At 43.2% G+C, this 23,578-nt stretch carries 17 protein-coding genes; all 17 read right to left on the bottom strand.

Annotated features, from left to right (window positions below):
* Nucleotides 1-170 precede the first annotated feature (170 nt).
* A complete protein-coding gene (locus tag AAG834_RS11275; RefSeq protein ID WP_070515427.1) occupies nt 171-743 on the bottom strand; it encodes a hypothetical protein in 573 nt (190 codons plus the stop codon).
* A gap of 187 nt (nt 744-930) precedes the next feature.
* On the bottom strand, nt 931-2,067 hold the full coding sequence (locus AAG834_RS11270; RefSeq protein WP_342032177.1) for a DUF2169 family type VI secretion system accessory protein: 1,137 nt from the start codon (nt 2,065-2,067) through the stop codon (nt 931-933).
* Between the two features lie 12 nt (nt 2,068-2,079).
* The gene (locus AAG834_RS11265; RefSeq protein WP_210398616.1) at nt 2,080-4,422 is read right to left on the bottom strand and encodes a type VI secretion system Vgr family protein; all 2,343 of its coding nucleotides are present in this window, start codon (nt 4,420-4,422) and stop codon (nt 2,080-2,082) included.
* A gap of 72 nt (nt 4,423-4,494) precedes the next feature.
* Entirely contained in the window at nt 4,495-8,052 is a 3,558-nt protein-coding gene (gene tssM, locus AAG834_RS11260; protein WP_342032176.1) for a type VI secretion system membrane subunit TssM, read from the bottom strand.
* A gap of 31 nt (nt 8,053-8,083) precedes the next feature.
* The gene (gene tssL / locus AAG834_RS11255; protein ID WP_342032175.1) at nt 8,084-9,349 is read right to left on the bottom strand and encodes a type VI secretion system protein TssL, long form; all 1,266 of its coding nucleotides are present in this window, start codon (nt 9,347-9,349) and stop codon (nt 8,084-8,086) included.
* Between the two features lie 24 nt (nt 9,350-9,373).
* Nucleotides 9,374-10,717 carry a type VI secretion system baseplate subunit TssK gene (gene tssK, locus AAG834_RS11250; RefSeq protein ID WP_342032174.1) on the bottom strand — a complete coding sequence of 448 codons (1,344 nt, stop codon included), beginning with the start codon at nt 10,715-10,717 and terminating at the stop codon, nt 9,374-9,376.
* 25 nt (nt 10,718-10,742) lie between these two features.
* Entirely contained in the window at nt 10,743-11,369 is a 627-nt protein-coding gene (tssJ, locus tag AAG834_RS11245) for a type VI secretion system lipoprotein TssJ (RefSeq protein ID WP_342032173.1), read from the bottom strand.
* Nucleotides 11,370-11,512: 143 nt separating this feature from the next.
* Complete coding sequence (tssH, locus tag AAG834_RS11240; RefSeq protein WP_342032172.1) at nt 11,513-14,164, bottom strand: type VI secretion system ATPase TssH; 2,652 nt, start codon at nt 14,162-14,164, stop codon at nt 11,513-11,515.
* An 89-nt stretch (nt 14,165-14,253) separates the two neighbouring features.
* Nucleotides 14,254-15,294 (bottom strand): type VI secretion system baseplate subunit TssG, encoded by a 1,041-nt coding sequence (gene tssG / locus AAG834_RS11235; RefSeq protein WP_070515416.1) that lies wholly within the window; start codon nt 15,292-15,294, stop codon nt 14,254-14,256.
* The gene (locus AAG834_RS11230) at nt 15,291-17,267 is read right to left on the bottom strand and encodes a type VI secretion system baseplate subunit TssF (RefSeq protein ID WP_070515414.1); all 1,977 of its coding nucleotides are present in this window, start codon (nt 17,265-17,267) and stop codon (nt 15,291-15,293) included. The genes tssG and AAG834_RS11230 overlap by 4 nt, the downstream gene beginning before the upstream one ends.
* Nucleotides 17,264-17,776 (bottom strand): type VI secretion system baseplate subunit TssE, encoded by a 513-nt coding sequence (tssE, locus tag AAG834_RS11225; RefSeq protein WP_342032171.1) that lies wholly within the window; start codon nt 17,774-17,776, stop codon nt 17,264-17,266. The genes AAG834_RS11230 and tssE overlap by 4 nt, the downstream gene beginning before the upstream one ends.
* 33 nt (nt 17,777-17,809) lie before the next feature.
* Nucleotides 17,810-18,625, bottom strand: coding sequence for a type VI secretion system accessory protein TagJ (locus tag AAG834_RS11220; protein WP_342032170.1), 816 nt, complete (start codon nt 18,623-18,625; stop codon nt 17,810-17,812).
* A 159-nt stretch (nt 18,626-18,784) separates the two neighbouring features.
* Nucleotides 18,785-19,267, bottom strand: coding sequence for an Hcp family type VI secretion system effector (locus AAG834_RS11215; protein ID WP_003761730.1), 483 nt, complete (start codon nt 19,265-19,267; stop codon nt 18,785-18,787).
* A gap of 88 nt (nt 19,268-19,355) precedes the next feature.
* Nucleotides 19,356-20,855 (bottom strand): type VI secretion system contractile sheath large subunit, encoded by a 1,500-nt coding sequence (gene tssC, locus AAG834_RS11210; protein ID WP_342032169.1) that lies wholly within the window; start codon nt 20,853-20,855, stop codon nt 19,356-19,358.
* A gap of 33 nt (nt 20,856-20,888) precedes the next feature.
* Nucleotides 20,889-21,407 carry a type VI secretion system contractile sheath small subunit gene (gene tssB, locus AAG834_RS11205; protein ID WP_049254633.1) on the bottom strand — a complete coding sequence of 173 codons (519 nt, stop codon included), beginning with the start codon at nt 21,405-21,407 and terminating at the stop codon, nt 20,889-20,891.
* Between the two features lie 68 nt (nt 21,408-21,475).
* A complete protein-coding gene (gene tssA, locus AAG834_RS11200) occupies nt 21,476-22,543 on the bottom strand; it encodes a type VI secretion system protein TssA (RefSeq protein ID WP_342032168.1) in 1,068 nt (355 codons plus the stop codon).
* A gap of 4 nt (nt 22,544-22,547) precedes the next feature.
* Complete coding sequence (locus AAG834_RS11195) at nt 22,548-23,099, bottom strand: TagF domain-containing protein (protein WP_342032167.1); 552 nt, start codon at nt 23,097-23,099, stop codon at nt 22,548-22,550.
* Between the last annotated feature and the right edge of the window lie 479 nt (nt 23,100-23,578).

Raw genomic sequence — 23,578 nt, 5'->3', positions numbered from 1 at the left:
AGGAGCAGGAGGGGGCGCCCAACAGAAATCGGGGAGGATAAAGACGACTCTAAAGTCGCTGTCTTTGCGGGCGATTTTATTGAATGCCATGGCGGCTTGCTCCTGTTGGGGATGGGGTCGTCTGAAATTGTTTCAGACGACCTTAATGTTTTGTCGGGTTATGTAAGTTATTAATTTAACGGAGTGAGTAAATCAGATAAATCATATTTCCAGTCAAGTAAGTGATATTCCCAATTTGATACTAGACTAGACGTAAGTCTATTATGTTCTGTAATCTTTTGAGAAAGAAAAAATCCAGTATCTAGCTCTTTCCAATAGCATAGTTGCCATTTATTTAATTTTTCCTCGTTAATTATATCTTTTATGTATATTTGCGATTTAAAATTTTCTAGAACTTTATTTGAATAACAGTAAAAATTTAAAATCTCATCGTTAAAATCATCACCTTTAAATTCGTATTCTATCAGATAAAAATTTTCCCAATTTACATGAAATAAATTTTCCCAAATACTTGCTCCTTTAGGAGAGAGAAAACACCACCCTTCTTTAATTAAGATTAATCCGTCTTTTATCATTGCGGTAAGTTCATTTTCAACATCTTTTGTTGCAATTTTCAAGTGAATTGGTGTGTTAAAAAATTCTTTCCAATCTTTTCTTATAAAATCAGAGTATTTGGTTTGCATTAGCCATAGTGAATCCAATATAAAATACCTGGTAATTTTTGATGTATAAAGTGATTTCATGGAATCATTCTAAATAAAATTTTTAAAATAATGCTCATTACTTTCTTACTCTATAGTTCAGAGCAAACACACATGGTCATCTTCATAAAGTTCCTTCACATTCATGATATCGCCTTCTTTCCAGAGAAAGGGGCGTCCGAAAGATGGATGAGTAAAGGTTTAGAGTTTCAGACGACCTATGTGTGGTTTATGCGTGTGCTGCCAAAGATGGCGGGATTGGGATAAATTCATCCTGCGAACCCCGACAAGCTTGGGCGGCTGCGATTTGGTCTGCCCGTTCGTGTCGGGCGATGAATCTGAGCTGGCATGCCGCAATTTCCAGTTCCTCAGGAAAAGATGTGCGGTAGCTGCAATCAATACGGCGTTGTTCTACATCGACGAGGATGGTGTCCAATATCATGTCTTTACACAATGACGAGTTGGTTGCCGTATGGGCGTGGACGAACACGGTTTCTACCGGCAAATCAACAGTAAAGCGTTGGTTGGGCGCTTGGAAGGAATGCACCATGCCGGTAAAGGATAGTTCGTAAATATGGTTGGGTTTCAGATGAGGGAGTTGCAGCGAGGGATGGGCGCCGTTCCAATAAGCCATAGAAAAATCTTCAGGCAGTAGCGGGGCACGGTTGGCTATCCATTGCGCATCGGCAGTGCCGGTATGTTTGGCTCGTAGTGCGAAATAACGGGGCATAAAGCCGAAGCTTTCGGGCGCAGCCTTATCGGACGGATCGCGCACGGGGTGTGCGGGGTCATAGATTTGATGCGCTTTCAGCGTCCGCTTGAACCCGTTTTTTTTAAGTTCGGCCTTCGGATAGTAGCCGATACCGATGGCGTTCTGCTGATAGCCTGTGTGGTCGTCTTCGACTGCGCTGCCGCCAAAGGCAAACTCATAGCGGATAGGTAGGGAAAGGATAGGGTCGGGTTCGCTCAAAGACCATCCTGCCGCCTCCCGCACCCAGTAACGTTCCCCGGTAAGCGCCAGGCTTTTTTGGTAATCGCCGATACTTACGGATACGGTAAATTGACGAGAGGGAACATCGTCGGGTGCATAGGCGGTGGCATTGACGACCAAGTCGGTTTTGGGCTTGTAGAGGCTGAAGTCGCTTTCAAACTGAGTTGAGGTTTGCGAGGGATCGCCGTAATAGGTATCGGCAAATGTGAGCGGCGTTTGTTTACGGGCAAACGCAAGCTCCGTTTTTCCTGTTTCCGGGTCAATTTCAAACTCGTAGCTGACTTTGGCGACGACTACATCATAAGCCCGATCTGTTTGGTCGATGTTTTTAAACTGCTGCGTATGAAAGCAGGTAAAGTTCTGCAATTCAAACATGGCGTATCTTCTCTAGTTGATATCGACTTTTTTGCCGTCGATATCCACTTCCTTCGTACCGACGATTTTGATCGATTTGCTGACGATGCTGATTTTGTTTTTATCAATCAAAATCATGGAACTACCGACTTGTATGGTAATTTTCTTGCCTGCGGACAGGGTGATGTTTCGACCCGCGTTGAGACCGATGTTCATACCGGCGTTGAGACCCATCACCAAGCCGACGCTATGCATTTCTGCACCGACGACATTGGTCATCCAGCCTGCACCAACGTTCAGCATATAACCGGCACCGATGTTGGTCATCTGTCCGATGCCGACATTGTTCATACCGTTCAGGCTGACGGTTTCCTGTTTGTTGCCGCCGATACTGCTGACTTCGTTGGCAACAACGGTCTTGTTGCGGTTGGCGCCGACTGTCAGCGCTTGGTTTTTGCCGACAGCAACGTTCTGGTCTTGTCCGACAGTCAGCGCTTGGCTCTGACCTATGCCTACTTTTTCGTTCAAGCCGACAGAACGGCTGCGGTTTTTACCCACGTTGACGCTTTGGTCTTTACCTACGCTGGTACTTTGGTTGTCACCCACACTAATGCTTTGGTTTTGGGTAATGCTGGAGGTCTCATTTTGACCCACCGATTTTGTGCGGTTTTGGGTAATCGAAGCCGTTTCGTTTTTTTGGACGGTTTTCGCCCGATCACCTACTACTGTAACGGTTTCGTTGTTACCGATCGTGGTGGTACGGTCGTTGTTGACGTTGCGGGTTTCATTATTTTTAACCAGGGAGGTCAGGTCTTTTTGCGCTTGGAAATTGACCATCTCGGAACCGGCAGTATCGTTGAACATCAATTCGTTGAAGTTGGACAATGGCGAATTGAAACTCTTGCTTTTGATACCGGACTGCTTGGCCGCGGCAGGAAAGCCCCATGGCGGCGACATTGCGCTGTTGTACAGACGACCCAATACAATCGGTCGGTCGGCATCGCCGTTGATGAAGTCAACCAGCACTTCTTCACCGATACGCGGTGTGTTGATAGAGCCGTATCCCGCACCGGCAGAACCTTGCGTTACCCGAACCCAGTTGGAGCTGTTTTCATCCATTTTGCCGTAGCGGTCCCAATGGAATTGGACTTTAATATCGCCATACTCGTTGGTATAAACCTCTTCTCCGGCAGGACCCGTTACCGTCGCCGCCTGTGTACCCAATACTTTGGGTTTCGGCGTTTTAAGGGGAGGGCGGTATGGGTAGGATTTGGGCAATACGCGGAATGAAATTCTGAATTTGCCGATACGGTCGCCGGTAGTATAGCCGGCTTCTTCAAAATCATAATCTGCTTTCAGAATGGTGTATTCGGTATTGGATGACGAGTGCGGGTGCTTACTCAGGGTAAACGTATAACCTGGAGCCACTGTCAAGGCAGTACCCGAACCGGTAATGATCTTGGTTTGGCTTTTCAGATCTTCACTGCGTACCTGACTGTAGTTTTGCGCTTCGGATACATCGCTAAAGCCGGTATAAAAATCATAATGTTCCATAGGAACAGAACTGAAATCGTGAACCGAATCAGAAGATTTCATTGGGACTTTGGCATTTTTATAGTTGTATTCTTGAGTCACGAACTGACTGGATTTCAAGGCATCCCGTTCTTCCCATACATCGATATAGGCGATGTTGGGTGCGCCGGGCGCAGTATTTTTGGAATGGTAAGGAATGTTGGGAGAAGGAATGGCTTCTAGAGTACCGACATCATCAGCGATGACGAGCTCGTGCGAACCGTTGCTGTGGGTAAAATAATAGTAGATGCCTTCCTGTTCAAACAGGCGGTTTAGGAAATTAAAACTGTTTTCCTGATATTGGACACAAAATCCTCTGGTACGATAGCCTTTTTGGCATTTTACCTGGAAGGGAAAGCCGAACGGCGACAAGACTTCATTGGCAATATCCAGAACGGACTTGTCGACAAATACCCTGCTGTCCGTATTTTGGGTGAGATACCACATAAACGGACGGGCTGTACAGGTGTAGGCGTGATAGTCTTCTTCGTCTTCATCTTCGCCAATGTAACCGAAGTCGGTAACTAAACCGTTCAGATAGCGCGGGCTGCCTGCTTCTGTGTCAATTTCCAATGTTATAGGCTGACCGATAATATCCTTGCCTTGTAAATTGGAATCTTTGGAAACCAAAGTAATATTAAATTCAAAAAGGTTGGAAACAAATTCTGTTCCAAGCATTTTTTTGAATAAAAGTTGTGATCCCAAAGGTGTATGAGCAACGACTGTTCTATTCATTTCGGGAAATTCCTTGTTGACATTAAAAACCAATTTCGCTTGAGTGTCGGTTTTTCTATTTTCAATCATGCATAGGGTTGCGGCAGAAGCATGTTGGAATGAGTGGTTTCAGACGACCTGCTTACATTCTCATTATGACCATCAAACGCACTGAAAATTCCTTAATTTGTTTAAATTAAAGGGATTAAAGGCTGTGGACGTAGTAAATTCAAGTACAACGTTTTTTCCTTGGATGTTGTATTCGACAACGGTAGTGTTTCCTGTCTGGCGAATGATTTTCCCTTTTTCAATCAGGCGGAATATTGACCACGGCCCGGTTGAACTGATACCCGCACTATTGATTTGAGGGGAGGAAATATCTATTTTTGCCAAGGCGTTTTCTTCTTTTGAAGGCCAAGTAAAGGTTGCAGGATTGACTGGACCGTGACTGTATACATAGCTTTTCCCTGCATAAGAAACATTCACACTTTCCAAGCTGGAGTCAAGAATCAAGACTTTGACTGTAAAGTCAAAAGTGGGTGTTTCCGAGCCTTTGTCGAAATATCCTTGTCGGATTGCCGCTATGTCGTTCAGCCTGGAAAAACGGTCTTTAAATGCGCTGTTTTTGGCCGTTAATGTTTCCAGTTTCTCTGAACGCGCCAATACGGCGGCCTCACCTGATAAATTAGTAAACTTGCTATACATGCCGTTGGGACCAAATATGTTGGTGAAGCTTTCTAAGGCAACATTGTTTTCAGAACCTCTGTCAAAAGGGTAACCCTGTTCGTGTATTTCTTGGCAACTGTTTGTTACGGTTGCCAACTGTTTTTCCAAGGTGGACATGAGCTTTTCATCAACAATTTTGTCGGTGTTTTTCAAAATAATCTCAGAAAAGCTGTCTAACATTGGGCGGAAGGGCATAGGAAGACGGTTTACTTCAGCTTTGTATTTCACAAACGGATCATCAGGAGGCAAATCTACCCCTTTTTCGACTGCGACATTAACGGCAACCAAATAAACGTACAAATCATTAATGGCTTCAGTAACACTGTTAATTGCTGGAGGTTGATCATTTGCGGTTTCAGTTAAACTATGGAAATCCGCAAAAGCATCATCAACGGGAGTGGCCAGTTTTAAAGCAGACAATTCATTTTTTACATTAGCCTCTCCTTCAGCATCTAGGAGCTTTGACAGTCCTGCTCTATTCAACCAGTCGGCAATTTTACTGTCTGCTTTATCCGTTATCTTTTTATCAATGGTAAGCGTCGTATTGTCGCTGATACCTTTGATAATATTGACTAAAGGAGAATTTTTCTCTGATAAAAGCTTGGCAATCTGAATACTTTCTCGAGATGACTTGGGCGTAACCAATGACAAATCAGACAAATAGTTATTCCATGCCTTGATGTAATTGCCAAAATAAAGCTTTTGAGCATCTGAAAGAACAGAAGCTTTGCTTTGGCTTTGTGATGCATAACTACCCAATACCCAGTTGTCTTCATTAAAAAACTGTTCTGCCGACTTGACCATAGTAGGTAAGACCTTGGTAATGTAAGCCTCTTTGGTATAAATGAAGTTAATCGGTTCTTTTAAAGCTCCGCCAGTTTTGCGACGAAACAATAAGTGGCTTTGTACGCCGCCCATGCTTGAAAAAGAAACAGGTGTGATTCCTTCTTTGCCTGAGAGAGCAACTGTGTTGATGGTATCTTCCAGTACCATGGTAGCAATATCTCTTTGGGCAATTTCCTGCCTACGGCGTTCTACCAATTCTTCATCATAGGGTACGCTGGGAGTAATGCTTTGTTTGGAGAGTATTTGGTTTAAAGCTTTCTCAAGAGATTTTTTCTGTTGCTCACTCATACCTGAAGATTCTGCTTTAGACAAATTAGTCATCAGCCAATTTTGCATAAAAGCGGCATCAAAATGTTCTTTGTCATACATCATCAGATAAGCTTTTAAAGCATTGTAACCATTGATGCCGTCTGCGCCGCTGGTTGTACGCAGAAGTTCATCTAATTTGAAACTGATTAACGGCATCACATTGTCTTGCAGGATTCTGCGGTAGGCAGATTCCCCTACATCTGCCATTTGCCCGCCTTGGTAAAGACCCATACGATAGCTGAGGGGAGGGGAAGAGAGATCCGGAATCTCTTTACTACTGGTCGTATCTTTGACATGTTCTGCAAATGTTACTGCTTTAAGCAGGTCGGGAGCTTCAGTGTATTTCTTCGCCTCTTGACCCAGTTTGGTTGCTTTATCGCCAACCTGCTCAAGATATGAGCGATTATTTGAATAACTGTTCAGCATCATGGCTAAGCAGGCGGCGACTATGGTGACAATAGCTCCAATTCCTAACCAATAGAGCATTTGTTTTTTGACAAACCAAGATTTATTTTCTCCCGCCAAGTTTGCTTCACTAAGGATGACATCAGAGAACAGCCTGTGCAGGAAAAAGCTTCGCTCGTTGTTTTGAGTTTTGGTTCGATCCGAATCCAAGTATTTTTTCGATAATTGAAAATCGTTTTGCAAGCCATCTAATATGGGATTGAAATGTTGTCCCGTTTGGGTGCCACTTGAGAAATAAACACCTCTCCACGAGATAGGTTGCTCAAATTTTGAAGATTTAGATAATTCTTTAAATAGAGAAAGTACCGCCTGATTAAGACGTTCAAATTCTTCAGGGAAAGCAAAAGCCGCTGCTTTATCTTCAGAAGATTCCAATTGATGGATGGTACCCAACATAGAAGAGCGCAATTTATCAACAACTTCCGATAAAGCATTGGAAGCAGTGGCAATTGGAGTTTCCATTCCCTCGGTATCAGAAAGAGAAATACCCAAATATTGGTTTCTTTGTTCTTCCGTCAGATGATCAAAGAATTTGTCAAAACCATGCAGCAAATCTAGTTTGGTTATCATAAGATAAACAGGGAAATGTATACCTAATTTGGTATGCATTTCGTGGATTCTTTTGCGAAGTTCTGCAGAAATTTCGGTAATATTGGTTTTACCGCCTAAAAGGTCGTCCACTCCTACGGTAACTACTACACCGTTGATAGGTTGTTTGGGACGGTAGCGCTTCAGTAGGGATACAAATTCTTCCCAGTCGCTGGAGTCCTTATTGCTGTGGTTGTCATGTAAAGACAATCTGCCTGCAGTATCGAGAAGTACGATTTCATCGGATAAAAACCAATCGCAATCGCGCGTCCCTGCCAAGCCGCTTACAGATGTTCCTAAAGTGCTTTCTAGAGGGAAGTTGAGACCAGAGCGTTTTAATGCTGTTGTTTTACCAGAACCGGCAGCACCTAAAACAACGTACCACGGCATTTGATAAAGATATTGCCCCTCTTCCAATCTTGCCAATAAACTATTTTTAGATCTGGAAAATTTAGCGTTTTTCAGTACTTTATCCATTTCAGCAAACTGACGGCTCATTGAGCTAACATCGCTTGCATTTTTCAAGATGGGTTCTTGCGCTGCGCGGATTTCCTTCAGTAAGGCAGCGTTTCGGCGTGACTCACGATATTGGCGAAATATAGCTTTAGCCAACCAAATGCCGATAATGGCGGCGCACACAGCAAGGCGAATGACCTTGCTTTCTAAGGGGCGAATTTCACCTATGGAAATCAGTGGGCCGATAAACCATACCAATATAATCAGACCGGCGATACCCAGCATTACCCATAAAGAACGGGAGCCTAGAAAATAAAGAATTTTTTTCATATTTGTTTTTCCGTATCAATCCAATTTCAGATTATTGATGTGTATTCACATCACTGCTTGGCTGAGTAGTTGAAGTATTGGTTTTTACTTCCACTGCGCTACCCAGTTTAGGGCCGGTTCCAGTTGTGAATAGGGTGATTTCAACCCTTCGGTTTTTGGCTCTATTTTCCAAAGTATCATTTGGCGCAACAGGATCGGTCGAGCCACGTCCTTCAGAACGAATACGAGCTCCGCCATTTTTGATGTAATTCAATAAAATTTCTTTTACTGCGTCTGCACGAGCTTGAGAGAGATGCCAGTTGGATGGGAAGTTCAAGCTCTGAATAGGCTGATTGTCAGTATATCCGGTCACTACGATTTGCCCTTCTACGCTATCCAAAGCTTGGCTGACTCTTGCCAAGACAGGGTAATATTGGTCTTGAATTTGTGCAGAACCAGACTCAAAGAGACCGTCACCCAAAATAGTGACTGTACTTCTATCTTGAAAGTCTTCTACAGAGACTAGCTTTCTAGCAATTTCATTTTCCAATAAAGGACGTAGTCGGACAGTACTTTGTGTTTCTTGCTGTTTAGCCGTAACAGAAGGGAGTTTGAGATTGTTAACTTTTGTGCTGGCGACATCAAAGTCATCGCCTAAAGACCATTGCATTGCAAAATAGCCCACCCCCAAGACGACTGCCCCTAAAACACCTACAACCCATAAAGGAATAGAAAGCCTCTGTTTTCGTTGGATGGTATTGGTAATAATTGGATTGTGTTTGAAAAGCTCAGCAGTTTGATCCGGCCGTTTGCTGTGAATTAAGGCAAGCAAATCTCTCTTAATCTTGTCGATTTCGAGTTCACCACTGTTTAATACTTGATATTTGCCTTTGTAGCCAAATTGCAAACATAAGTACATGAACTCTAATAAATCAATATTTTTATCCGGATCCTGCTTCAGATTTTGAATAATCTCAAAAAAACGCTCTCCGCCCCATGTTTCGTCATAGAAAGAGACTAACAGGCTGTTTTTGGACCAAGTTTCATCTGCCCAACCCGCACGAACAGCTAATTCATCTACGAATGTACATAGGCAGTACTTTGCAGCTTGGATAGCGTCGTACCTTGCTCCGTTTTTTTCAGCATTTTCTTCAAAATTATTGATTAGTATAGAAAATTTGTTGATCAAACTGTCGGTAGACAATTGACTGGTAGTTTGCTGCATCGCATTGACTAAGATAAAAACCGGTTTGGCTGCCTCAATCAAAGGGTTATAAATACTTACGATGCTGTGTGCAGCATTATTCTGGTTATCCATAATGAAATTCCAAATTGAACCAAATTAACTTAAAGACTTGATTGCCCAAAATTCAACATCTAAATTCGGAAAATTACCGGCTAAATGGAAGGCCATGCCTGATGAAGTATCAAACATGTCCCACAGCTCGTGCTTTTTGTCCAATTCAAAATAGACATAACCGCTGTGGTATGGCAATTCTCTTGGCGCCACAGATAAAGCGTGCACTCTGATTCCGGGCAGGTGGTAAGCAACCAATTCTTTTACTTTTTCTACAGTACCTATTTTCACGACGCTTGGAATTTTTTGACGTAATGCTTCGTTTGGCATATCAGCTTTGATAGCAAGAACAAATGAAGCTTTATCCAGTAGGCTTTGATCTGGCGTTTGAGCAACACGAGTGGCTTCATCACGCATATCCAGCGGAATCCTAATCGCGCGTTGTTCAAGAACGATGGATAATGATTTACGCAGATTGAAAAATAAGTTGCTAAAGCATGAGGCTAGGTCATTATGCTCATAGACAGGGATATCGCCTACTTTGCGAGAAGGCAGGAAGGTCATTAAATCAGCACATAGTTTGGATAAATTAATGAATAATTGTTCAGGGTGCGTTTGTCGGGCGCCTTCATTTTCATGATGTAAATATGCGAGATATCGATTAATGGTTTGAAGCATCATGAAGTCCATAACTTCAACAGAGCCACCGGTATTAGGATCGTTCACAGCATTAGCCAAGCTATTGCTTTTTTGCATCAATAAACCATAAATCTCTGAAATATAGGCTTTTAGGTGTTGTTGCTTTTGACTTCCGAGGCAAGGCGGGATATATGATTCGTCTAAAATGATTTCAAAATCCGCAGAGCTGGAACGGATCAGAGCAATGGGCAGGGCAGTTTGTCCGCTGGTTAAGTCGTTTTCTAAGACTAACATCGGGTTAAGATCTGCCAGTGTTACTTGACGACCATCTAATTCAGTATTTGTAGTGTCTGCTAGAGTTTTATTAAAAGCTTTGTAGCGACATGAGTCTGAAGAATCCTGATTGGGAAAATAAATCTCATTATTTACAGAAGAAGGCAGAGTAACAGCTAGGCAGATTTTGGTGTCTTTAATATTTGCAGGAACTTTTAGACTCAAATTTTCGAGTTGTTTTTGAGAGAACAAAAATACAGAACCATCAGGAAAAACACCTTCTGCTTCATTAATACCGATTACCCCTCGTTTGAGGCCGTCTGAATTTAACACCAGCGAAGAGAATCCCCAAAAATGCCCCTCTTGAGAAACGGCTAATTGGCGTAGGCCGGATTCAAGATAACGTTCAAATTGCTGGAAATGCTGGGGGGTAATAAAGATACCCTCCGACCAAACTACTTTTGCTTCTATTGCCATGCCTTTATCCTTAATCTTTTAGTTATTATTTTTCTTCACGGAAAACACCTTTACTAAGGTCGCTGCCGTATTTGCGCGCTTTTCCATTTTCTTTAATTTTTTTATCGTCAGGGTGCCGCTCTTTATATTCCTTTAACATGTCCTTCATTTCTGACTTTGATAATTGGGTTAATTTATTTTTGCCAACGTTTACATAGAAATAATGTTTACCAAATTGATACCATCGTTTCTTCTGCTTCAATAATACCAATTGCCATTGACTGTTATCCAAATCTCGATAACTTGCGACTACACCCAGATATTTCAGGTGGGAATCCATTTTGATCGGCAATATGGTAACCGTATCAGGATGCAGCATGAATTGGTTTTGCTGAATTAATTTATCACCTAAATTTTCTTTGGCGTTGTTAGTAAGTTCAAAATAGTTTGATTTTTTGAACTCCCCGTCAGAAGACAACTGATATAAATCCAATCTGATGGGAGAAGGTTGGCCAACTATATTAGGATTCGCATCAGGGGAAACTATGATTTGTACATCAATTTTTTCTCCGCTCTCATCAGATTCTTTAGGCGGTTTATGATCGGAAGCACATGAGCTTACCATTAAAGATATCATTAAGAACGATATATATTTTATTAGTTGTTTATGCATCTTAATTGCCTTCAAGTCCATCAGTATTGATTACGTCTGACAACAAATACTTCAATCAGTCATGCAATATATGACTACTGGAGAAATAAATAGGTTCGTTATAATTAATTAGAAAGACTAAATTTTTTTAATATTTTCTAAAATTATAAAGTATTTTTCTTGCGAGGTTTATATTTATATTGATAAGTAAAGTCATGGTTACTTACATCAATATTTACACTTAAAACTTGTTTGCCTTGAGTTGCACAAGTAAGCAGTTCACGACTGATTTGCGGTAAAACTGTATTGGTCAGAATCGCATCAATCATGCGGCCACCTGACTCAACTTCTGTGCAGCGCGAAGTAATCAGCTTGAGAACTTCTGGCGTGTAGTGAAGGTCGATACCGTGGTTATCTTTAATTCGGTCTACGATACGGCCTAATTGCAATTCCACAATTTTTGAGAGCATATCGTCAGATAACGGATAGTAGGGAATCACTTGCATGCGGCCTAGTAGCGCGGCAGGGAAAGTTTTCAACATGGGAGTACGCAAGGCTTTGTTTAAACCTTCCGGAGTAGGCAGCATTTCAGGGTCATCACACATATCCATAATCAAATCCGTACCCACATTAGTAGTTAGGATAATGATGGTATTTTTGAAATCGATATAACGGCCTTCACCATCTTCCATCCAGCCTTTGTCGAATACTTGGAAAAAGATTTCATGCACATCCGGATGTGCTTTTTCTACTTCATCAAGCAAGATGACGCTATAAGGTTTACGTCGTACAGCTTCAGTCAGTACGCCGCCTTCACCATAACCGACATAGCCCGGAGGCGCGCCTTTCAGGGTGGATACGGTATGAGCTTCCTGATATTCGCTCATATTGATGGTAATTACGTTTTGTTCACCGCCGTACAACGTATCAGCCAGAGCCAATGCCGTTTCGGTTTTGCCCACACCGGAAGGACCTGCCAACATGAAAACGCCGATAGGTTTGTTGGGGTTATCCAGATTCGCACGTGATGTTTGGATACGACGGGCGATTGCATCCAAACCGTGACGTTGACCAATGATGCGTTTGTTTAAAGTATCAGCAAGTTGCAAGACAGCCTCAACTTCATCTTTCATCATTTTGCCAACCGGAATACCTGTCCAGTCAGCTACAACGTCGGCAACGGTACGGTTATCCACTAAAGGCATAACTAGCGGTTGGATGCCTTGCAGTTTTTTCAGTTTGTTAACCAACTCTTTTTGGCGGGCGTACAGCTGCTTGGTTTCTTTCTCAGCGGTTCCTTCTTCCGCTTGCATGATTTGTTCGCGCACATCTAATAGTTCGGTAACCAAGTCTGTTTCAGATTTCCATCTGTCTTCTAATTTTTTCAGACGACCTTCGACTTCAGTTAATTCTTTGCCGATATTGGTTATCCGTGTTTCAGAATCGAAACTGAGTTTTTTCTCACGTTCCAAATTTGCTTGTTCAAGCTTTAATGCTTCGGATTTCTTGCGCAGAAACTCGATACTGCCGGGCACAGCATGCTGGCTGACTGCAACTCGCGCGCAGGCAGTATCAATCAAGCCGACAGCTTTATCGGGAAGTTGGCGTGCAGGGATGTAGCGGTGGGAAAGTTTCACGGCTGCCTGAATTGCTTCATCGAGAATAATCACATTATGGTGTTTTTCCAAAGAAGCGTTTAATGCTCTAAGCATGTTGATGGCTTTGTTTTCGTCAGGCTCATCCACTTGCACCACTTGGAAACGGCGGGTCAGGGCAGGGTCTTTCTCAAAGTATTTTTTGTACTCTGCCCATGTTGTCGCACCGATAGTACGCAGTTTGCCTCGGGCGAGCGCAGGTTTGAGCAGGTTGGCTGCATCGCCTGTGCCGGCTGCACCGCCGGCGCCAATTAAGGTATGGATTTCGTCGATAAAGAGCACAATGGGGGTCGGGCTGGATTCCACTTCGTCCATAACCGCTCTGAGTCGTGATTCAAACTCTCCGCTGACGCTGGCACCTGCTTTGAGCAAACCGATATCCAGCAGGATTAATTGAACGTCTTTCAATCCGGGCGGAACATCTCCGGCGGCCAGACGCAATGCCAATGCTTCGACGACGGCTGTCTTACCGACACCGGCTTCACCTGTGAGAATCGGATTGTTTTGACGGCGGCGCATCAGGATGTCAATCATTTGTCTGATTTCGGCATCGCGACCCGTAAGGGGATCTATTTCGCCATTCTTTGCCTTTTCAGTGAGATTGCTGCCGTATTTGGCCAAGGCACTTTCTTTGTGTGTAGCGTTAGGTTCCGAAGATAAAGCGTTTTGGGTAACATCAAGATTTTCTTCAGAGTTTGCAGTAATAGCGACAATATTGTTTGCCAATGTTTCAGGTTTGATTTTGAGGAACTCGGATGAAATATTGGCCACAATGCTCTGTAAATTTTTATTTTCAAGAATGGTATAGAAAATGTGAGCAGTACGGATTTTGTCGGTGCCGAATTTGAGAGAACTGTATGTCCAAGTTTGCTCGACAAGGGTTTGGATATGTTCGGAAAAATCGATGACGGCAGTAGAGCCGGCAGGAAGTTTTTCAACCGCTGTCAATACATCTTTGCGGACTCTGGCTTCGTCTAAATTAAAACTGTTGATCAGGCAGAAGATATCGGTCTTCTCGGTTTGCAGAAGAGAATGAAGCCAGTGAACCAACTCAACGTAACTGTTTTCACGAAGACGGCAGAAGGTGTAGGCATTTTCCAGAGTTTTATACAAGGTGGTATTCAACTTGCCAAATAATACGCTGCGGCTGATGTTTGACATGATGTGTCCTTAATTAAGTTATTCCAAGTATGTCTAAAAATAATTTGAAAGAAGCTTTTCCCAACAAAGGGGTCGTCTGAAAAAGCTGTTTAATGGTTGCTGACGATCAAGTCTTCGGCATCACGGGAAACATTCCCCAGCCAAGTTGTTAAGCCGAGTTGTGTTTGTCCGCCCAAGTCCATGAGCGGTACTTCTTTTTGCATTAAAACAGGCTGTATATCCCATTCATATTCATCTGCGGCAAACAGCCGTACCCACTCGCGTAAACGGGTAGTATTGATGCCGTCTTTGAAGAATGATCGGTAAGCGGGTAGGGTAAGTGGGCCGATGATGATACGGAATTTACTTTGAACATCGTAAAGCTTGTCACCCAGCAGCAAGCCATCTCCCAGCGTATAGTTACCCATAATGCCGATTTGCGTTTTTTCTTCCGCAACTTCAACCCAATATCCGACATTGGTTTGAATGGTAACGGGGACTTTGAAATAACGGTTAAGCAGTTGTTGAAGATTGGCTGCCGACCGACTCTGTTTCATCAGCAGACCGGCAAAATAACGTTTGGCAAATTCGTGGATTAAGCCTTTGTTATGTATGGCCGGTGTATCCAGCCCATTAAAGCTGGCGATATATTTCCCAAAACGGTCTTCAGCATTTTTATCTAAAGAAATAATGCTCTGAGCGTTGGCCCATGCCCGATAGAATAAGACAGCCAGACGGTGTTGCAACATATTGGCAAAACCGCTCCATGTCCGGTCGCCGTGTTGGTGTTGACGCTCATAGGCATATTCGGTCAAATGCAAGGGCAGGGGGCCGGATGGGCCAAACAAACCGAATCCATTAATGGAAATTTCCACATAACGCGGCGATAAGGCAACCGATTGGATGTTGCGGGGAGCAAAAATAAGCGATGGCTCTTGGCGAATCCTTATTTTTTCCATTTTCGGGCTGACGGCCTTACCCAATAATTTCCCGCCGGTAACAAATTTGACGGACTCAAGCTGGCGCAAGAGTGAAAAATAATCGTATTTATAGGGCTGAGAGGCAACTTTGTTTAAAAAGCCCGTCAGTTTTTCATCCCATGTATCGTCCAATGCGTCGCCAAAATCTGTTTGAGCGTTAACCGGACTCATACGATTACCCTCTCTCCAACAGCAGTCGGCCAAGTAGCCATATGTCCTTGTTGGAGCGTGTCAATTTGAAGCTGTATGAATGAGTTAATCGACACCAAACGCTGGAAGTAATGGTTCAAAACCGAGCCGAACAGGAAGGGATGGATACCGCCCAATTGCGCTTCATCCAGTGTAACCGTGATTTTGATGCCTCGAACAGGAGCTGCGACTCCATAATGACGGACTACCTTGTTCACAATGGAAGTCTCAATACGTGTGATCGATTCAATCTGTTTTTTCAGCAAATCATTTTCAGAAGAGACAAACACCATTAAAAGCTCTTTTAAGGTGACGGGTGCATCTTCCTGATCGATGTTTAATAATGACAGATAGTTCAAACTTAATTGGTTTAAAAACGACCAAAGTGTCCGATCCTCACTCACAGCAGCTTGAGGACGTGTCAATTTAGAAATCAGCTTAATAGAGTTAACCGGCAGGAAACCTTCAATCAGGAAATCGGACTCTCCGTCACGCGGCATCATCAGCGGTAAATCCCTGCTGGTACACCAAGCATCTACGGAAAGATGTTGTATGCCGGAATTGAAAGCGTAATCCCGATTGTCTGCCAGAGACAAAAACACTTCGCTGCCCAAGTAGGAAGAACGGAAGCCATTTTTGACAGAATTTTCCGATGGAACTCTGTCTGCACGCCGTGCTGAAAAATAAGCATGCTGAGTTTGGACTTCGGGGAAGAGTCCCATATCCGGCGCTTTGTACATCGGCGAAAATGCAACGGTTTGACGGTTGTTGGTGTCAAAACCTTTTACTTGTTCGATGGCGTAGACTTCATAATTCAAAGGCTGCGTACGGTCGATGATGACGTGGTGTTCCTGATCTTGGATATTTACAGGAAAGCGGGAGCTTTTTTTTCTGAATAGATTCACCACCGGCACCGCATTGACAGAAAAATCCTCTACGCCGATCAGTTCTGTCAATTCAGGTATTTTGTTGCTGAATAAAAATGAAAGACTGAAATAGCGTTTGCGGTAAGTAATGATTTTTTTATTGACGCCCTTATCGTTTACGATTTCTTCCAAATGTTCGGGTACTTTGGGTAAATGTCCGTCATTCTCAGCCTGACGGACAGCCTGTTTGATATCTTTTTGAGCGATAAACAGGAATTTTTCCGGCAGACGCGCGTATTCCTGCATAATTCGGAATGCACTGACGGATTTGTCCAAATTAAACGATAAGGCTTCATCTTCCCGAAATCCCCGATGTTCCGGTTTGGAGGACAACGGGTAATACCATTGTTTGGGGTTCTCATAACTGTGGCAAACGACGCCTACGCATTCTGAGGCCAGTAAAAACAGCAGTGCAGATGACTTAGAAAGTTCCGTACCTAAAAACACAGACAATTCATCCGGCAACATTTCCGAACATGCGCCAGGTACGCTGAGTGAGAAGTCCAAACGCAAGGCAGATTGCACTTTTTTCCTAGCAGATGCCTTGAGCGCAGGAAGCGTGCTTGGTAAATAGCCGAGCGAATCGGTATATTTGGCTTTTTCTATGTGTAAAGGCAGGATTTCAGTAGTTTTAGTTACAGAAAACGGACAACTTACCTTGAATTCATCGATAGGTAATGAGCGCAATACTCTGCCACGTTCAAGCAGATTGATAACGTCGGCGTTGTATTGACCGGTAGGTTCCAAATTGACAATAGCTGCTGCCGGTTTCTGATTGATGAAGTCAGGGTAAACGACTTCCAAGATTCTTTGTACGAAACGGGGATATTCCGCATCCAGCTTGAGTTGGGTGCGGGCAGTGAGAAAGCTTACACCTTCCAATAGCCTTTCGACATAAGGGTCGGGGATGTCGGTTGTATCCAGTGCCAAGCGGGAGGCGATTTTGGGGTATTGCTGTGCAAATTCCCTGCCCATTTCCTTCAGGAAGGTCAGTTCTTTATTGTAGTAAGACAATAACTTGTTATTCAAGACCTATTTCCCCCATCTAACAAGTCAAACAACCCGGTCTCAACATCCATACTGGTTCGTAGCAGGAACTCTTTGGGATAAGGATTGAGTTTCAGGTAACCTTTGACTTCAATAATAAGTTTGTTGTGTAAAGCATCGTCATCATCGTCTACGGTATTTACGATAACTTGCAGGGTTTTGCTTTCGAGACGTGGTTCGAAGTCGATGATGGCTTGTTTGATGTTTTGTTCTACGTCCTGCCATTCTATGTCGGAGAAATTCACTCCCGACAGGGGCGGTATGCCGTAATTGAGTGTGGAAGAGCGTACATTGACAGGCAGATCTTTCTCCATACTTTCCGCTTGCATGTTGCAGGTATTCAGTAAGTAAAGAATATCGCGCAGAACAGCCTGCCGATATTGATCAAGATTGATGACCTGATCTGGGCGTGCTTCTTTTTTCTTGCGCGGTTCTTCATCTGTCAGTCTGTCAAACAAAGAAGGCAGCAGTTGGTTTCTGAATTGCGACATGATGGATTGCGGTAGTCGGAGGATGGGTAAGGTTTAACGCTGTTGTCCGAATTTGATATTACGAATATCTAAGAGACCAAAATCATGGCTGTCGGTATACAGGGTTTTTTGACCCATGCCTGTAAAGAGCTGTTCGGCTACTTCTATCCAGTCTGTTTGCGAACAGTTCATCAACATATCCGACCATTCGGTTTCTGCGTCCGGTAAAACGGCATAGCGGGCGGGGCTGGTACATTGAATGCATTCGCCGTCGGTAAATTTGATTTCAGACGACCTCCAGATGATGTCGAGCAACGAGCTTGGTGCTTTAAAAGCTATACTTTCAATAGAGTCCCAAGTTTGCCAATAGTAGTGGCCTTGATAGAAGAATTCATAAACAAAAGCAGTACGCACGTCGCCGTCCATAATCCAGTTGCTGTCGGTTTCAGCAACTGATTTATCTGCTAGAAGATAAGTGATGTGCGCTGGTGTGCCATCGATACAGTCGGATAAGGCTTCATAGTCGGCAGTAAGGGCAGAGTTTTTTTTCTCTGCAACATGAGCGACTAAAGAGAGTTGTTTTTGAAGAATATCGAGTTTACTTGCGTGCTGTTCCAGAGTTTTGGGTTTTTGCTGTGTTTCCAAGACTGCTTGACGACGCATTTCGGCAGAAATGTTTTCAATAAGGTAGAGCATCAGAGGCTTTTGAGTATCGGGAAACAGTTTTTGATATTGCCCGATTTGCTTTAAAGCCTGTTCCCATTTGGCACTCAGACAGAGGTATTGAATCAATGCCAAACGGTGTTCCTGATTGTCAGGATTTGAACGTACAAGCTCAATCATGTCCGTTAATTTAGTCTTCAAATCCATCCCAGCAACTCCTTATTTATTTGTATAAAGTGTGTAATAGTTGAAACCCGATTAACTTTTCAGGAAGACAGAGGTCGTCTGAAAAGTAAATTTATTGTAATAAAGCCTGACTTAAAACGCCTTTTAAGCCAGGCTTCTGCAGTTAAATGCGCATAGTGGTTATGCGGATTTGTTTTCTTTGATGTTGAAGGCCATTTGAACTTCAGCGCCTTTAGAACCTTTATCGGTTTGTTCCCAATATTGGTTTTTCACTTTGGCAGCTTGGAATGAATAACGCATTTTCAGCGCATCGTTGTCTTGTACACCGATGAATTTCACGCCGGTTACCAAGACATCTTCCAAAGTAGTGCGCGAATATTCGATCTGTTCGCCACCGGCTTTGCATACGGAAATTTCTACTTTGCTCAAGTGTTGGCCGGTAGCACAGTTTTTCAGAATGGTTGGAGCGGCTTTGTCAATAGCGGCAACTACGGTCAAGTCATTGAAATTGACTTTACCGGCACCACCGCCACCACCGCTGGTCATCGAACCGGGTTGCTCGGCACCCCAGTCAAAACTTTCGATGTTGGTCCAGTCTTTGTGGTTGGAATCTTTTGATTCGCCGTTAACACCTTCAACTTTCATGAACATATCGATAGCCATGTTTTTACTCTCCTTGTTAAAAGGTTAAAAAAATTAAGGGATTTAACAACAGGGCATGAACATGCCCACCTAAATAAACCAAACCCGACTATTCCTGTTTAGCCGAAGGCAGTTTGGAAACCAAGCGCAATGAAACGGTAAGGCCTTCGAGTTGGTAGTGCGGGCGCAGAAAGAATTTGGAAGTGTAATATCCGGGATTGTCTTCAACTTCTTCCACAACCACTTCAGCAGCAGCCAACGGTTTACGGGCTTTTGTTTCTTGAGTGGAGTTAATCGGGTCTCCATCTACATAATTCATAATCCATTCGTTTAGCCAACGTTCCATGTCTTCACGCTCGCGGAACGAACCGACTTTGTCGCGTACGATACATTTCAGATAGTGCGCGAAACGACAGCACGCAAACAGGTAAGGCAGACGCGCAGACAAACGAGCATTAGCGGTAGCATCAGGATCATAATATTCAGACGGTTTATGCAGTGATTGAGCACCAATAAACGCGGCCAAGTCGGTATTTTTACGGTGAATCAACGGCATGAATCCCAATGCTGCCAATTCGGCCTCGCGGCGGTCGCTGATGGCGATTTCGGTTGGACATTTCATATCCACGCCGCCGTCATCCGTCGGGAATGTGTGGCAGGGAAGGTTTTCAACGATACCGCCGGATTCCACGCCGCGGATTGAGGTACACCAACCATAATATTTGAATGAACGGTTAATATTTACCGCCATTGCATAAGCCGCATTGGCCCATGTGTATTTGTTGTGATCCGCGCCTTCAGTTTCTTCTTCGAAGTCAAACTCATCGACAGGATTTGTCGTGGCACCGTAAGGCAGACGGGACAAGAAACGTGGCAGGGCCAAACCGATATAACGCGAATCTTCGGAATCACGCAGGCTGCGCCATGGGGCATATTCGGCATTTTGGAAAATTTTGCTCAAATCACGAGGATTGGCCAATTCCTGCCAAGACTCCATCTGCATTAATTTGGGAGATGCGCCGGCAATAAATGGGCAGTGTGCGGCGGCAGCAATTTTTTCAAGACTATTGAGCATTTCTACATCGGGTGCAGAGTGGTCAAAATAGTAGTCGCCAATCAAACAGCCAAAAGGTTCGCCACCAAATTGACCGTATTCTTCTTCATAAATGCGTTTGAATAGGGGGCTTTGGTCCCAAGCAGTGCCTTTGAAGCGTTTTAAGTTGCGGGCAACTTCTTTTTTGGAAATGGGCAATACCTTGATTTTTAACAAGGTATCAGTTTCGGTATTGGTAACCAAATGATGCAGGCCGCGCCATTCGCCTTCCAACTTTTGGAAATCTTCATGATGCAGAATCAGATTAATCTGTTCAGAGAGTTTTCTGTCGAGCTCGGCAATAATTGCTTCGATAGTTTGATAAGTGTCGTCTGAAATAGTAATGGCATTTTGTAAGGCCTGTTGGGCCAGTGTCGCCACAGCATTAGTTACAGCGCTTTTAGCTTCTTCGGTTTTGGGTTTGAATTCTTTTTGCAGCAGCTGTTCAAATTCATTTGCGGCAAATACGCTTTTCGCGCCGCTATCCCCTTGGATATCTAATTGCTTTTCAGTCATGATTCACGCTCACTTTATTGATTTCATCTGAAATTATTGCTCGTCTTTGGGTGTCGCTTTAGGCGCAGCTGCAAGGCTTTTCAGCAGCTCGCTGTCTCCCAAGACTTTTCCGATTAATTCTTCAGCACCACTCTTACCATCCATATATGAAAGCAGGTTGGCAAGCTCTGTACGCGCTTGTAGGAGTTCGTTTAAAGGACCTACTTTTTTGGCGATTGCTGCCGGAGAGAAATCATCCATGCTTTCCAATTCAAGTTCTACATTCAAGTTGCCTTCCCCGGTAAGCGTGTTTTTGACATTAAATGCGACACGCGGTTTGAGGGCTTTCATGCGCTCATCGAAATTATCTACGTCAATTTCCAAAAATTTGCGTTCAGCTAATTCAGGTAGCGGTTCTACGGGTTTACCGACCAAATCTGCCATCACACCCATAACGAATGGAAGCTCAATTTTTTTCTCAGAACCGTAAAGTTCTACATCGTACTCAATCTGTACGCGAGGAGCCCGGTTGCGGGCAATAAATTTTTGTCCGGATGATTTGTTTCGTGACATATTCAATGACCTTTAAATGATAAAAGTTGTTTATTGAAACGAACTTTAAATATTGCGGATAGACTAGCTTATTCGTTGGAAGTTCCCGTTTCTTCGTCCTGCTTCCCGATCAAAACTTCCAGATTGGCAATGCTTTCAGGACTAATATCTTTCATAATGTCGTAGAAGTTCATATTCATTTGCCGCTGTACCCTACGGATAAATAGTGGGGCAGGGTGGCTGGGTTCCAGCGTTTCAAAGTAGATGCAGATTTTTTCCAAAGCCAAATCGACATCAGCCCGATTTTTGATATTCAGACGACGCCAAGCATCCGCTTCTTGCAGGGTTGATTGCTCTCGGGCAGCGGTCGAAAGAGACGTTTCAACTGGCTGTTCTGTTTGTTCTGCCTGTTGCAGCTGCGGCGTGCTACCATCGTTGTAATTGACGGCTTTGTGGATCAGGGTAAGCGGTTTTTGAATCACTTCAAAATTGAGTGAGTGTTCGTCTTGCAGCTGGGTCGAGAAAGTGTTTTGAATATCTTTCAGATGGTCTAATGCTTGGATTAAGGCAATCAATTCCGGTTTGCCGGTATCGGCACTTACCCTGATATCGAGCATCAAACGTTCTTTGCCGCCCGGATAACTTTGAGGATCATTGCCTTGCAAGACAGAAACTGCTTCTTTAACGGTAATGGGCTGTTGGGTCAGACCGTTTACTAATAACTTGGCTGAAAATACTTCTTTGGCGATGCCATCAAGTGTCGTGAATGCACTTAATGCATTGATTCGATAAAACGGGTCGGGTTCGCCGTCCTCATCTTCGAGTTTGGGATATAGGGATTTCCAATATAAATCCACATTGGTTTTGATGGCTTCGCAGCCGGTGCAAAAGCCAACCAGTCCGTGTTTTGCGGTAAGAGCCTGTGTGTAATAGGCTAAAACATGGAGGTCTTTTGATTCAGCCAGCAGTTGATTGCATAGCTTCTCTACTGTTGCCCAATCAGGCTCTTCAGCAGGGATGATGGTATCGCCATATTGTCTTTCCGGTTTCCCTTCGGCAGCGCTTTGAAGCTCTAAAAAGCGGCTATCGTATTCAATATTTACCCCTTCAGGGGTGTCGGCGGAAATTGGTTCAGCCCATAGGGGAAATGTACTCATCTACTTATAATCCAAATATTTTATTAAACAGAGAGCACGTTGGTTCTCCGTCTCTTTCTATATGGTTACCACTTTCGCATTCCATCCAAAAGCTACCGATGTTATCTGTTTTGGATAAAAAAATGAGGAAAGATTCAGATAGTGGATTGGTAGGTTTGTGAATTGTATCTAAGCAATCTTTTAAAACACATTTGCCATTAGTCAATGTTTGGTTAAAAAAATCTATATTTTTGTAAAAAAAATTAATAGATTTTAACTGTTCGGAAGGGGTGTAAGGCTTTTGAAATAATACAAAAGGATATTGTCGACCTGTTTGGTCCGAACTAAGGGCTGTTATACCTGTATAGGTTATGTTCGCAGGCAGTTTAACACAAAACAGCCAAATACGAGATGCGAAAAGCGCCTTTCGGGTAAATGGAATTAGCTTATCTTGGTTGGTGCAACGACCAAACCATCCATCCCAAAAATTTTTATCGTTAGCTTGGAGATTTTCAGAAACAATAAAATCACGAGATTGATTTAATTTTCCGAAAAAGTAGGTGTTTATTCGCTGCATAAATAACAATCACATAATGTAAAATTAACAAAAGATAAAGTTACTTAAGGTATTGATTATGCCTTTGCCTCAAACATATCCAATATGGCTGCCGTATATATACTTTACCATAATTTTGGTTTATGTATTAATATATTTTTTTATCTGTTAAAAGAATAAGTAAGGTAAATCTTTTATGATATTAGTATATTTACGGAACATTTATTGTTATTTTAGTGTCTTAAGATACAATGTATTTACAGTTTGTTATTTGTTATAATTTTGTTGTAATGCTATTTCAAAACAGTCAGAATTATTTTGACTTGGCGTCTTAAGTCTCTAAATATCTTAAGTTTTTCATTTCAAAAGCAATAGAATCTCGACGGAGGGATTAAACCCATGGCCTCTTTCGGTAATACTTTCGGTATTCTCATCCCCAAACCAGCCGCACCAGCCATGGTGTCTCAAGGCTCTGCCAATCCACCCGAGCCGCTGACCAA

The sequence above is a fragment of the Neisseria sp. Marseille-Q2251 genome (genome assembly GCF_940793045.1).
Classification (GTDB): Bacteria; Pseudomonadota; Gammaproteobacteria; order Burkholderiales; family Neisseriaceae; genus Neisseria.
This window is presented reverse-complemented; position numbering and strand designations above follow the sequence as displayed.